Genomic DNA, 12,603 nt, shown 5'->3' on the forward strand with positions numbered 1-12,603 from the left:
GTCTGGAGCGGTCGCTCAGCGCCTCAAGCCCGTGTGCCTTGTAGCGAGCGAAAATCTTGTAACCGGTCTTGCGGGATATGCCGAACTCCCGGCAGACCTCTGTCATGGCTTCCCCATCCAGAAGCCGGGCGACAAAACGCAGGCGCTCTTCCATCACCGAACTCGCTCTCCACGGCATCCACACCTCCCGCAGAACAAAAGCGGAAAGTGTAACCCATGTGTCCGGTACGAAGTGTCACCTATGTCTCGGGTCGCTCAGTTGTTCCAGATATGTTCCGAAAGGGCGCCGGCGTCGGGCAGTGTCGCGAGGCCTGCGGTGTCAATCAGCCTGCCCGGACACCGCTTTGCCGGCCGCGTGCCAACGTGTCGGACGGCGCCTCGTGGAAGGTCGCGCGGTAGGCTGCGGCAAATTCACCGAGATGGTGGAAGCCCTGGGCGCGTGCGCAGCTGGCAACGGTGACGCCGCCGCCCTTGAGGAGGCGGGCGCGGGTCGCCCACAGCCTCTTCAGGCGAATGTACTGGTGCAGGCTCATGCCACGCACCTTGCTGACGGCGCCGCCGAGAGTCCGGATCGAGACGTCAAACTCGCGGGCGAGATCGGCCGTATAAATCGGAGCAGTCGGATAGGCCGCGACGTAATCGTCGATGCCTTGCACGAGCTTGATCGCGCGCTCGCTCTGGACCGAGGTGCTCCGATTCGACCTCGAATCGATCCGAAATAGATCGTCGAGCGCGAGCAGCAGGCCTTCCTGGAGATGCGCTACAACTTCGGTGGTTTCGAACAGGCGCGGCTGCACTGATGCGGTGCGCAAGATGTCGAGCAGGAGTTGCCGCGTGTGGAGCAGGGCGGGCCGGTTCGCGACAAGGGCCTGCAAATGGTCGGCGTGGTCGAACCAGCCCCGGTCTCTCAGCCCGGGGGAGAAGATGATCATCGCATGATGATTGGTCCGCGGCTCGACGAAATGGCACTCATCGTTGCCGCGGAGCGCAACGAAGAAGCGGGCGTCGAGATCAACTCCCTTGAAATTGGCCTGAACATCGTCGGTCATCGACAGGATCACCATCCCGCCCGGCATCCGATAGGCGGTGTCGAGGATGCGCGCGAACGATCTCATCACGATGATGCGGCACGCCGGCAAGGAGACGACGGCGCGGGCCGCCGCGAAGTTCGGGATGTCGAGCGGAATGCTCCTCGCATCCTCCATCGTCTCGACCGGCCGAAACGCATCGACGTCGGAAAAGCCGATCAGTTGAAGTGCGGAGGATGGAGCAAGGTTGTCGAACAACATGGTTCTGGCCGGCCGCCGAAAAGAGACAATCAAATGAACGTCGATGCATCGCCATCAATGGCGAAACATCTCGTTTCAGTAAACCGAATTCCGGGCCGTAGTATTGCGGGCACCATGTCATGAAGTCCGCCGGATCAATGTCACCGTCAACGTTCTCGACTCATCGGTTCGCCGGAGGTGAGATCAATGAAAGACTGTCCGCATGCAGGCGGGACAGAAGGACGTAAAGCTCCGCCGCTTCGCTTTAGAATGACGGTATCGGCTGATTTCATCTTTGATCTAGATCAGATCTGACGGGCTCCAGTGGCGGCCGCGCAAGACGTGATCTCGCAAAAGCGAAGGGGCCCAGAGGGCCCCTTCAAACGTCACCAGCGGCGATAGCCGTAATCACCATAATAGCGCGGACCGTAATAGCGCGGCGGCCCGTAAAACCGCGGGCCGTAATATGGCCGCGGCCCGTACCCATAATACCCATAGTAGTTCGGGCGCCACCAGCACCGTCCCCAGGCGTTGCAGACCATGCGGACCTGCTCGATGCCGGAGACCTGCGGTGTCGCAGGTGCGGGCGCGATGGGCATGGCGGATGCCGCCGGCGATGCCGCGAGGGCTCCGAACAGGGACGCGGCGACGAGGCCAGTCTTGAAATTCATGATGTCTTCCTCCGCTTGCGCGATGCAGAATATCGAAGTTGTTCTGCTCAAATTGTGGCGGAACCGAAATGTAATACTGATGAACAAACCTTCGGCGAGCTGGCCGGCCCTGATCCCAGCCTGCCAGCCGGCTTAGGGTGCAGGGCGGTGCCGTGCCTTGGACCTTGATCTTGCGCAATTCGCAAGTTTGCCTTGGCTCAGTGTTGCCGACATGGCAGCGGCGTGGTGACTGCTGCCGGGTAAGGTGATCTGGATGCGAGTCATTCCAAATCTGTCGATCTCGCCGGAGAAGGTCTTCTTCGTCATCTCGAAATCGCGCCGGCCTGACAGCGAAGCGGCGGGGGGTGGTGTCGTCCTGGACTTCGGCGACGACGACATGAGCTACGGCCGCGGCGACGGCGATCTCTCCGATTGGCGCGAACTGCGCGCTCAGGCCGCGCAGGCGCACAACCCAGCGCACTGCTTCCTACCTGATCGGCACGTCGATGCTCGCCGACTATCTGGAAGAGGCGGTGACGCAGTTCGGCAAGTCCTTCGAGGAATTCGAAGAACAGCTCTGATGCCGGATGCCGCGTCTGCAAGCGTCAAGGAGAAACTATGATGGACAAGATCAGAAAGGGTGACTGGCTGGTCGTATGCGACGGGCGCAAGGCGCTCATTCTGGAGAACCTCGGCGACGAGATGTTTCCGAATCTCCACACCGTAGAAGTGCATGAGCAGCCCAACCCCTCGACCGCCGTGCAAGGCAGCGATGCCCCATGCCGATTGCATCCGGCGACCGGCGGGTCGCGCAGCTCGGTCGAGCAGACCGATTGGCACGACGAGGCCGAGCGCGCCTTCTTGCGGGAATTGGCCGGCCGGCTCGATGCTGCCGTCAGCTCCGGCGAGACCAAGGCCCTGACCATGGTCGCCTCACCGCGCGCGCTCGGCATGATCCGCGCCGACTATTCGGACGTGGTGCGCAAGGCGCTTCAGGGCGAGGTCGGCAAGGACCTCGTCAAGCTGCCGGTCTACGAGATCGAGAAGCAATTGCTGCTGTCGGGCGCCGCGAAATAGGGACGCCCGCGGGAGGGACGCGTGGCGCCTCAGTAGCAGGGGTGCCGCCGGCCGTCCTGGCCGATATAGGCGGCCGCGCTGCGGTAACAGTGGTTGGTCGACGGACCGTCGTAATAGGCGAAGGTGCCGGGGGTGATGCCGGGTCCGTAATTGTGCAGATAACTGATCGGGTAGGGCAGCGGGTTGGCGTAGGAGCGGTGGTACCGGTGATGTCCGCGCGCCTCCGCGAGGCCAGGGACCAGGACCGCAGCCGTCAGGGCCGCAACCGCGGCTACAAGCGTCAACTTGCTCATCTCGATTCTCCGGAATCCTCGAATAGGTCGGTCATTTATAGCAATTTCGAGTGGTCAGGCATCGCTCCAGAAGCCCGAAATCATAGCCAATCCCGCAGATTTCCGGATAGGTGTGACCGAATTGCCGGACATGCGGTCGAAAGCTGCCCATTTTTGGCCTTTTCGGGATGCTTAACGAATTCCCCACACAAGTATGACCATAGAGTATTCGGTTAAGATCCTGTCGCCGGCCCCAGGGATCATTTGAGGGTCCTTCGAGGTCGGTCCGTTCCTGAAGGCCATCGCCGTCACCTTGCCATGCGCATCACGCTTCTGAGCCTGCTGTTGCTCTCCGCCGTCATCGCCGCGCCGGCGCGCGCCGAGCTGCACATCACCCGTGACCATGGCGGCTATGTCGAGGAGTACAAGGCCAAGTACAAGCGCGTGCGCGAGAAGGGCGAGCGCGTCATCATCGACGGTATCTGCAATTCGGCCTGCACGCTCGTGCTCGGCATCGTGCCGATGAACAAGATCTGCGTGACGCCGCGCGCCAGCCTCGGCTTCCATCAGGCCTATTACGACAAGGCCTTCACCTTCGGTATCAAGGTCACCAGCGCTGAAGGCACCTCCGATCTCATGTCCTACTACCCCGACAAGGTGAAGGACTGGATTCGCCGCAATGGCGGGCTTACGACCGACATGAAGAAGATCAAGAACGGGGTCGAGCTCTGGAAGATCGTCGACCCCTGTCCGGAAGAATGGTGAGCGGCTGAGTTAGACCGCTGTCGTTCGTCGCAGCGCAGCATCGTCCGGACGAAATTCGCATTGCCGCATGGCCTCCGGTGGGGCAATGAGGGCGGCAATGAACCATAATCAAGAAACCCTGACCGCCCGCGCCGCGCCGATCCTGTTCGTGCTGCTCTGGAGCACCGGCTTCATCGGCACCAAATACGTCGTCAACAACGCCGATCCCTTGACCTATCTCGCCATCCGCATGGCGATCGTGGTCGGCCTGATGGCGATCATCGCAGGCATCGCGCGGCCGAAATGGCCTGATCGCGCCGACATTGCACACAGCGCGGTCGCCGGCATCCTCGTCCACGGCTTCTATCTCGGCGGCACCGCGATTGCGATCGCGCATTCGATTCCGGCCGGCCTTTCCGCGCTGATTCCAGGCCTGCAGCCGATCCTGACCTCGACCATTGCCAATCGCTGGCTCGGCGAGAAGGTGACGCCGGTGCAATGGGCCGGCCTCGTCCTCGGCCTCGGCGGAGTCGTGCTGATCCTGCACAACCGCCCGATGACCGGCGAGGCCGGACTCGGCTGGCTGGCCTCGGTGGTCTCGCTGATCAGCATCACGCTCGGCACGCTCTACCAGCGCCGCTACTGCAATCACATCGACTGGCGCGCCGGCAATCTCGTGCAATACGTATCCGTCACCATCTTCTTCGCGATCGGGGCCTTCCTGTTCGAAGACCGCGTGGTGCACTGGACGCGGGAATTCGTGCTCGCGCTCGCCTGGCTCGCCGTGGCGCTCTCGATCGGATCGATCGGGCTGTTGTACTGGCTGATCCGCCACGCCGCGGCAACCTCGGTCGCGAGCCTGTTCTACCTGGTGCCGGCGGTGACGGCCCTGATGGCCTACCTGCTGTTCGGCGAAAAGCTGGACGCAATTGCCATTGCCGGCATGGCGCTCTGCGCCGCAGCGGTCTTTGTGGTCAATCGGCGCTCATAGCGGCTTCCAGCGCGCACAGCCCTGACGTGTGTTGACCATTTCGTGCTAGGGTGGGGCATTCAACCCATTTCCTTTTCAGCACGGTGATGTCCATGAAGAAAGAACGGCGTGCGCTGCTCGGCAGGTCGATGAAGCCGGTTCGGATTGCCTGCATCAACTATGCAGAGGAGATGATGAGCGACCGAATGATGGGACGGCTCACGGCCGCGCTCCAGAAATGCTACGACGAGCATTTCCTCCCCGTCTGGGGCTACCCCGTCGATCTCGACGTCACCCGCAAGCCGAAGCCGACGGACTGGCAGCTGGTCTATTTCGACGACGCCACCCACGAGAACTTCCTCGGGCGGCACGAGCTGACGCATCAGGGACAGCCGATCTCGAAGATATTCCTGAAGACGCTCGGCGAGGACGAGCCGGTCAGCCTCGCCGCATCGCACGAGCTGTTCGAGATGGTGCTCGACCCCATGGCCAATCTGTGGGCGGAAAAGACCCGGCACACCCAATATGCCTACGAGGTTTGCGACGCCGTGGAGGAGGAGTCGTTCCTCGTCAATGGTTTTCCGATGTCGAACTTCGTCTATCCGTCCTGGTTCGAGCCGTTCGAACATCCCCGCGGCACCAAGTTCGATCACATGGGGTCGCTGAAGGCGCCTTTCACGATGACCGAGGGCGGTTACGTGATCAAGAAGGTCAACGGCAAACGGGTGATCAAGCAGTTCGGCTCACCGGAAAAGCGGAAGCGCTTCAATGCCGAGGACCGGCGCGGCCATCGCAGTGAATTCCGCGACCCCAAGGGCAAGCATCATCCGGGCCGGCGCGCAGCCAAACGGCGAGGGTAGGTGTCGCCGGAGACGTCTCCGGGCGCGCCGCACCCGGAGACGTCTCTGACCGTTGCGATCAGCGCTTGGCCTTTTTGGCCTTCTTCTTCGACTTCGTGGCTTTCTTGGCGGCCTTCTTCGCCGACTTCTTCGCGGCTTTCTTAGACGATTTCTTTGCGGCTTTCTTCGTCGCCTTCTTCGCAGCCTTCTTGGCTTTCTTCTTGGCAGCCTTCTTCGGCGCTATTTTCTTCGCAACCTTCTTGGCGGCTTTCTTCACCTGCTTGACGGCGGTGACTGCGGCGTCCTTGGTTGCTTCCACGGCGGTGGTCATCGTCTCCATCGCCTGTTCGGTGATCGGCTTGTCGTCGTCCATATCGTCCCCCACGGTTTGTATGGAGCGATGACGATAGCGGGTTTCGAAATTGTGTCAAAGCAGCGCTCAACCTGTGCGGATCTTTGCGTGGGCGGCGAGCGCGCGCTCGCGTCCCCTGGCATGATTGACGATCGGCTACGGATAGGTCTTGCCGATCCTGAGGCCCGCACTGGCAAGGCTCGACCGGCGTTGCCTTCCTGGGCCGGTGGATCAGCTTGGCCGGCGCGTCCTTCAGCTCCGGCACCCAGCGCCCACGGTGGTGCGCTTGGCGAGGGCAGGGAGGCCTCGTTTACCAATTGGAAAGCATGCCGCGTGCGGCGGTGCGAACGGTCGTTAATGGGGCCGTAAGCCAATTGCACGAGTATGCAGGAATTACGGGGGTCATTTCATTCATGTCCAGCCTTCTAACGGCGAAGTTCCTGCCGCAGTTCAAGCTCGGCACCAAGGCGGTCCTGTGCGCTGTGTTGCTGATCGCCATGAACACGGCGCTGGTGGTCGGCGCCGGCTATTGGTCGCTGACGTCAGCCTTCAACGATCGCGCGCTCCGCGACATCGAGGTCAATCTGCGCACGCTGGCGCTGGCCTTCGCGGAGACCGCTCCTGAGGCCAAGATCACGATGCGGGATGGCGCGGTGGTACGCGCCGAGATTCCCAAGATGCCCGACCTCAAGGATCACGCCATCGTCGATCGTGCGGTGTCCTATGTCGGCGGCAATGCGACGCTGTTCGTGTTCGACGCGGCGAGCGGGCAATTCGTGCGACGCTCGACCAACGTGAAGAAGGAAAACGGCGACCGCGCCGTCGGCACCCAGCTTGCCGCCGATCATCCGGGGCAGGCCCCGCTGCGCCGCGGCGAGGCCTATAAGGGGCCGGCGACGCTGTTCGGCAAGACGTTCATGACCGCCTATTTCCCGGTTCTGGACGCGACCGGCAAGGTCGCCGGCATTCTCTATGTCGGCATCCCGATGGCCCAGTTCGAGAGCATGCTGTCGCAGGCGATGGAGAGCATGGGCGCCGCCGCCGGGCTCGCAGCGCTTCTGGTCCTCGTCCTGACCCTGCTGGTCGTCCGTCGCGTTACCCGGCCGCTCACCTCGGTTACGCGCTCGCTCACGGCGCTTGCCAACGGCCAGAGCGACGTCGCGATCGAGTGTGAGGACCGCGCCGACGAGATCGGCGAGATCGCCCGCACGGTCGCGGTGTTCAGGAGCAATTCGCAGGAGCGGGCGCGCCTGCGCAGTGAGCAGGCGGCGGCGACGACTGCCGCGGCCGAGCAGCGCAAGGCGGAGCTGCGCAGCTTCGTCGAGGAGTTCCGCGGCAGCGTCGGCGGCATTCTCGACAAGGTGCTGGCGTCGTCGGGCGAGTTCGAGCGTGCCGCGCGACAACTCACCGACGCTGCGCGCTCCACCGCCGATCTGTCGGCGCAGTCGGCGGGAGCTTCCGAAAGCGCCTCCGAGCACGTGCGTTCAGCTGCGTCGGTCTCCGACGAGCTGTCGCAATCGATCTCCGAGATCACCCGCCGGGTGCAGGAATCGAACGAGATCTCCGCCGAGGCGGTGCGGCAGGCCGAGGCGACCGACCAGCGCATCGCGCAGCTCTCGGAAGCCGGCGCGCGTATCGGCGACGTCGTCAAGCTGATCACCTCGATCGCCGAGCAGACCAATCTCCTGGCACTGAATGCCACCATCGAGGCCGCGCGCGCGGGCGATGCCGGGCGCGGCTTCGCGGTGGTGGCTCAGGAGGTCAAGACACTCGCCGGCCAGACTGCGAAAGCGACCGACGAGATCTCGAACCAGATCGAGAGCATGCAGCTCGCGACCGAGGAATCGGTCGCCGCCATCAAGGCGATCAGCCAGACCATCGAGCGCATCAGCGGTATCGCGGGCTCGATCTCGGCTGCGGTCGAGCAGCAGAAAAGTGCGACGCACAACATCGTGGCCAGCGTTCGCGCGGCGGTATCAGGCACGGCCGATGTTGCGGTCAATGTTCGCCACGCCGCCAAGGGCGCCAGCGAGACCGGCGAGACGTCGAGCCGGATGTTTGATTCCGCCCAGGCGCTGTCGGGCGAGAGCCTGCATTTGAAGGCCGAGGTCGAGAGTTTCCTCGACCGCGTGCACGCGGCGTAATTCAACGCAGTCGTTCCGGGGCTGTCCGCAGGACCGAACCCTGGTGCGCAATTGCGCACCAGAGAATCTCGAGATCCCGGGTCTGGTCCTTCGGACCATCCCGGGATGACAGTGAGTTATTTGGGCTGCGGCACGATCCGGATGTAGGGCTTCGGCTCCTTCCAGCCCTGCGGGTAGATGGTCTTGGCCTCGTCGTTGGAGACCGAGCCCGCGATGATGACGTCCTCGCCCTGCGACCAGTCGGCCGGCGTCGCCACGCGATGCTTGGCGGTAAGCTGGAGCGAGTCGATGACGCGCAGGATCTCCTGGAAGTTCCGCCCCGTGGTCATCGGGTAGACCAGCACAAGCTTGATCTTCTTGTCCGGGCCGATGATGAAGACGTTGCGGACGGTCTGATTGTCGGCCGGCGTGCGGGTGAGGGGATCGCCCGAGGTCGACGCGGGCAGCATCTCGTAGAGCTTCGAGACGTTGTAATCGGTGTCGCCGATCATCGGGTAGTTCGGAGCCGCGCCTTGCGTCTCCTTGATGTCCTCCGACCACTTCGAGTGGCGGTCGACCGGATCGACCGAGAGGCCCATCAGCTTGACCCCGCGTTTGTCGAACTCCGGCTTCAACTTGGCTAGAGCGCCGAGTTCGGTCGTGCAAACCGGCGTGAAGTCCTTCGGGTGCGAGAACAAGAGGGCCCAGCTGTTGCCGATCCAGTCGTGGAACTTGATCTTCCCTTCGGTGGTCTCGGCTTCGAAGTCGGGTGCGGTGGCGCCGATCGGAAGTGTCATGGTTCTACCTCATCTCATTGAATTTACTTTAGAATTCATCTTTTACCGACGCCGACAGTATAGGAGGTCGGAGACGCCAAGTGAACCGGCTCAAGTAAAATGTGAATTCTTTCTTTGAAGAGCCGATTTCCTAGCACCTTTCTGTTACAGCAGCGCCTGCGACGAAACATCTCCACCCGGGGTCACACGGTCGCGATTGCCCCGATAAAGCCTTTTATGACTTCCATCACGCCCGCCCGGCGCGTCCTAGAACCAAATTGGTCCTGACAGCGACCAATTGGCAACCATCTAGAAAAGTCGCGATCCCCGTATCGAATCATTAACCACCCCTTTGCGCCGGCATGAAAATGCTAGCCGATCAGAAGAAGTCTGGAAGTGAACTATGTCTGCCGCCGCGCCTAAGCCTACCGAGTCGTCGTCCCTCGAACCGTCCTGCCGCGATACCGCGGCCCATGCGCTGAGCATTGTGCGCGACGGCGTGATCACGGGCGAAGGCCCCACGACCAAGGGAAGGGTGCATTTCTCCCGTTCGCTGGATGCCGATGACACCGCCTGGTGCATGCGGATCCTGACCGCCACCGCCGTCAACGACCAGCCGGTCAGCCGCACCGAGGCCGAAGTTCTGTTCGAGATCAACGAGGCCGCGACCGAACGTACTGACGGTGGCCGGTTCGACGACCTGCTCGCCAAGGCCGTTGCCCATTATGCCGCCAGCGCCTCGGGCCTGAAGGTGCCGCCGCGCAGCGTCGCGCTTTCGGCCGATACCGAGATCGAGAGCTGGGCGCCGTCCTATGCCTCCAAGGTCAATAGCGAGATGCTGGAGTGGATCGCCGGCCAGATGCGCGGCAAGCGCCAGAACAACCGTCGCCTGATGGCGATGGTGGCGACCTTCCTCGGCACCACCGCGCTGCCTCTGGCTGGCCAATTGCCGAACGTGTTCGACATCGGCATGTAACTTGTTCGCCTCCTGGCGAGGACGGGCCACAACGGCGGGGTTATTTCCCCGCCGTTTTTTGTCTGCCGGCGTCAACCTCAAGCCCCAACGTGCGCCCCGGAAAACCGGCGGCATCGAAATAGCGCTGGCTGCCGACGCGCTGGAAGTTCAGCACGGTCATCAGGCCGCCCTCGGCGGGCTTGGACTTCAGCGTGCCGACATAGGCCTTCGGCACCGTGCCGTTCGGCATAGCCTCCGACATCACGCGGCCGACCAGCTCTCCTTTCTGCGACGCGCGCAGGCCCATCAGCTGGGCGGCCGTCATGCCGACATCGGCATTGCTGACCGGAATTTCGTCGACATAGCCGGCTTTGAAGTCCGGCCCGATCGCGGCCATGAAGTTCATGGTGTCGCCGCGGCTGAAGCTGCCATGCATGCCCTGGCCCTGGCGCAGCACGGTGTCGGCGACCTGCACCGAGCAGTTGGTCGGCGCTTCGCCGCAATCGCTGGCATAGGAGCGGAAGTTGACGACGATCGACGGCGTCGGCGTCGCCGACTTGCCGCGCAGGTTGATGCTCGAGAGCGGAAGCGTCCCGGGGAAGCGGCCGAGCGAATCCTCGACGAACAGGCCGGAGACGTAATCCTGCTCGAGCAGCGCCTTGATGGTCTTGGCCGCCAGCTTCTTATCCTTGTTCGGCAGATAGATCAGGTCGGAGCCGCCGTTGGTGGCGACGACGAGATCGGGCTTCTCCGGATCCTTGCCGAGCACGCCGTTTCCTGCCTTGGGATGCTTGTTGCCCTCGATCTTCGCGTTCTTGTCGTTGGGGTCGAACAGCGGCAGGTCGAGCGCTTTCGCGAGATCGAGCGCCAGGAACCCCATCGGCAGGAAGTCCTTGGGCGTGTCGTCATAGCTGACCTTGGCCGAGGGGCTGGTCTTGCTCTCCTTGGAGATGGTCGAGAAGCCGTGGTCTGCGGAGACGATGATGTTGGTGGAGGAGGCGAGCCCGAGCTCGTCGAGCGCCTTGCGGAGCTGGGCGAGGTTGGTATCGGCGTTCTTGATCCCGGCCATCGAGGTCGGGCCGTTGATGCCGGGCTTGATCTGGTTGAGGCTGTCGCCTGTGTTGTGCTGGCTGCCGTCAGGGTCGCGCGACCAGAACACCAGCACGAAGGGCTTGTTGCGCGCCTTGAACATCGGCAGCACCACCTTGGTGGCGACGTCGGCGAAATAGGCCTGCTGCGCGACGTTGGCGACCGTGGTGCCCGGCGTCTTGGCATCGCCCGCCTTGGAATTGTCGCCGCGTGGCGGCGTGGCGAGGGGCAGGCCTGCCTTGGTCAAGGCGTCTTTCACCTCGTCCGACAGCGCCACGCCGTTCTTGCCGCCGGTGGAATCGTCGAACACGATCGAGTGCTGGCCGGCCTTCTCGAGCTTGTCGGTGTGGTCGAACTGGTAGGTCGGGCCGACCTTGCCGATCGCCGCAGTGCTGAGGCCCTTGTCGCGGGCCATCTTCAGAATGGTCTCTTCGTTGAGATATTTGCCCTTGAAGTGCTCGTCGATGTCGCCGAGCACGGCGTCGTTCTCGATGAAGGGGACCACGGTGTCGCCGGCGGGCGCTGAGGTGTAGCCGGTCCAGATCGTGTTGGAGAACACGCCGGTGTCGCCGAGATAGTGGCCGGTCGACATCGCCGATCCATTGGCCATCGTGAAGGTCGGGAAGAGCGAGTGCGGGTTCTTAAAGTTCACGCCCTTGTCGCGGACCTCGGCCATCGCGGGGGCCGTCTCCGGCGAGACCTTCAGCGCGCGCAGACCGTCCGGAATGAACAGGATCAAATTGCGGGGGGTATTGTTCTGGGCGGAGGCAAGTTCGTTGATAAGTCCGGTGGACAGCACTGTCAGCCCGGCGGACAGCAACAGCAGTGAACGGCGCATGGAAGTCTCCTGGGCGGTGAGGCGGCATGGCCGCCGACCGCGGCCCCGGCAATCGTTTAGTTTTGCTGTATGACAGTCTTGTTACAAGCCTCCGTTGTCGATGCAAGAGGGCTGGGGGAGGAGGCGATCCACTCTCGTGTCCCGGACGCGAGGCAGCGCGCAAGCGTTGCGGCGCAGAGCCGGGACCCAGCAGGCCGCGCAACGTGTTGATGCATGGGCCCCGGCTCTGCAGCGCATCGCCGAAGAGGCGCTGCGCTGCGTCCGGGGCACGAGACCTTCGTTCAACGAAAAGCATGGCTCATCATCCTCGCGGCGCATCTCGCCCGAGCTTTGCTTCGTCGCCTCGCCCTCGACTGAAAGAGCAACTGGGGTCGGAGTAGACCGGCGATCAGACGGGCTCAAGGCTGGTGCTGGCGCACCCCCGCCTTCGGCGGCTGACGGCCTTGACCCCGTCTGCACGCCGGTCTTTGGGCTTGGCATGCGCTCGGCCGAGGTCCGAGCGCGCTCGTCAGGTCATCCTGTATCTTTTCGGATCCCAGGTCTCGCCGCGAGCGATCATGGTGTTGAGGATGATGATCAGCTTACGCATGCAGGCGACGATCGCGACCTTTGGCGGCTTGCCCTTCGCAATCAGGCGTTCATAGAAGGCC

At 63.0% G+C, this 12,603-nt stretch carries 14 protein-coding genes and 2 pseudogenes; 7 read left to right on the forward strand and 9 right to left on the reverse strand.

Annotated elements, in window-relative coordinates; all coding sequences use genetic code 11:
• From YU9_RS0137085 to YU9_RS0137095, 3 genes are all read right to left on the reverse strand, one after another.
• Window positions 1–178: helix-turn-helix domain-containing protein (locus YU9_RS0137085; RefSeq protein ID WP_027577240.1), on the reverse strand; the 178-nt coding region annotated here is incomplete at its 3' end.
• Window positions 179–323: 145 nt separating this feature from the next.
• A complete protein-coding gene (locus YU9_RS0137090) occupies window positions 324–1,289 on the reverse strand; it encodes an AraC family transcriptional regulator (RefSeq protein ID WP_027577241.1) in 966 nt (321 codons plus the stop codon).
• A gap of 365 nt (window positions 1,290–1,654) precedes the next feature.
• Window positions 1,655–1,939, reverse strand: coding sequence for a hypothetical protein (locus tag YU9_RS0137095; protein WP_027577242.1), 285 nt, complete (start codon window positions 1,937–1,939; stop codon window positions 1,655–1,657).
• Window positions 1,940–2,412: 473 nt separating this feature from the next.
• Here YU9_RS0137095 and YU9_RS50545 point away from each other — a divergent pair, with 473 nt between their 5' ends.
• Window positions 2,413–2,499 carry a hypothetical protein gene (locus tag YU9_RS50545; protein WP_245266703.1) on the forward strand — a complete coding sequence of 29 codons (87 nt, stop codon included), beginning with the start codon at window positions 2,413–2,415 and terminating at the stop codon, window positions 2,497–2,499.
• 40 nt (window positions 2,500–2,539) lie between these two features.
• Window positions 2,540–2,995, forward strand: a complete 456-nt coding sequence (locus YU9_RS0137105; RefSeq protein ID WP_027577243.1) for a host attachment protein — start codon at window positions 2,540–2,542, stop codon at window positions 2,993–2,995.
• Window positions 2,996–3,024: 29 nt separating this feature from the next.
• Here the strand turns inward: YU9_RS0137105 and YU9_RS0137110 are convergent, their stop codons facing one another.
• Complete coding sequence (locus YU9_RS0137110; protein WP_027577244.1) at window positions 3,025–3,288, reverse strand: hypothetical protein; 264 nt, start codon at window positions 3,286–3,288, stop codon at window positions 3,025–3,027.
• A 297-nt stretch (window positions 3,289–3,585) separates the two neighbouring features.
• On the opposite strand from YU9_RS0137110, the gene YU9_RS0137115 reads away from it, so the two are divergent.
• The 3 genes from YU9_RS0137115 to YU9_RS0137125 all read left to right on the forward strand — a co-directional run bounded on the left by YU9_RS0137115 (window position 3,586) and on the right by YU9_RS0137125 (window position 5,841).
• Complete coding sequence (locus YU9_RS0137115; protein ID WP_027577245.1) at window positions 3,586–4,032, forward strand: hypothetical protein; 447 nt, start codon at window positions 3,586–3,588, stop codon at window positions 4,030–4,032.
• Between the two features lie 97 nt (window positions 4,033–4,129).
• Window positions 4,130–5,002 (forward strand): DMT family transporter, encoded by an 873-nt coding sequence (locus YU9_RS0137120; RefSeq protein WP_027577246.1) that lies wholly within the window; start codon window positions 4,130–4,132, stop codon window positions 5,000–5,002.
• 92 nt (window positions 5,003–5,094) lie between these two features.
• On the forward strand, window positions 5,095–5,841 hold the full coding sequence (locus tag YU9_RS0137125) for a hypothetical protein (RefSeq protein ID WP_027577247.1): 747 nt from the start codon (window positions 5,095–5,097) through the stop codon (window positions 5,839–5,841).
• A 58-nt stretch (window positions 5,842–5,899) separates the two neighbouring features.
• On the opposite strand, the gene YU9_RS0137130 is transcribed toward YU9_RS0137125, so the two are convergent.
• A complete protein-coding gene (locus tag YU9_RS0137130; protein ID WP_027577248.1) occupies window positions 5,900–6,193 on the reverse strand; it encodes a hypothetical protein in 294 nt (97 codons plus the stop codon).
• A 66-nt stretch (window positions 6,194–6,259) separates the two neighbouring features.
• Window positions 6,260–6,443, reverse strand: a pseudogene (locus YU9_RS50955) (FAD-binding domain-containing protein); the annotation flags it as partial.
• A gap of 142 nt (window positions 6,444–6,585) precedes the next feature.
• Here YU9_RS50955 and YU9_RS0137135 point away from each other — a divergent pair.
• Window positions 6,586–8,316, forward strand: a complete 1,731-nt coding sequence (locus YU9_RS0137135) for a methyl-accepting chemotaxis protein (RefSeq protein WP_027577249.1) — start codon at window positions 6,586–6,588, stop codon at window positions 8,314–8,316.
• 116 nt (window positions 8,317–8,432) lie between these two features.
• Here the strand turns inward: YU9_RS0137135 and YU9_RS0137140 are convergent, their stop codons facing one another.
• Window positions 8,433–9,092, reverse strand: a complete 660-nt coding sequence (locus tag YU9_RS0137140) for a peroxiredoxin (RefSeq protein ID WP_027577250.1) — start codon at window positions 9,090–9,092, stop codon at window positions 8,433–8,435.
• Window positions 9,093–9,474: 382 nt separating this feature from the next.
• Here YU9_RS0137140 and YU9_RS0137145 point away from each other — a divergent pair, with 382 nt between their 5' ends.
• Window positions 9,475–10,047 (forward strand): hypothetical protein, encoded by a 573-nt coding sequence (locus tag YU9_RS0137145; RefSeq protein ID WP_027577251.1) that lies wholly within the window; start codon window positions 9,475–9,477, stop codon window positions 10,045–10,047.
• 40 nt (window positions 10,048–10,087) lie between these two features.
• On the opposite strand, the gene YU9_RS0137150 is transcribed toward YU9_RS0137145, so the two are convergent.
• Both YU9_RS0137150 and YU9_RS48555 read right to left on the reverse strand, forming a co-directional pair.
• A complete protein-coding gene (locus tag YU9_RS0137150; RefSeq protein WP_027577252.1) occupies window positions 10,088–11,953 on the reverse strand; it encodes a nucleotide pyrophosphatase/phosphodiesterase family protein in 1,866 nt (621 codons plus the stop codon).
• 508 nt (window positions 11,954–12,461) lie between these two features.
• Window positions 12,462–12,603: pseudogene (locus YU9_RS48555) on the reverse strand (IS110 family transposase); the annotation flags it as partial.

It is taken from the genome of Bradyrhizobium sp. WSM1743 (assembly GCF_000473065.1).
Taxonomy (GTDB): domain Bacteria; phylum Pseudomonadota; class Alphaproteobacteria; order Rhizobiales; family Xanthobacteraceae; genus Bradyrhizobium.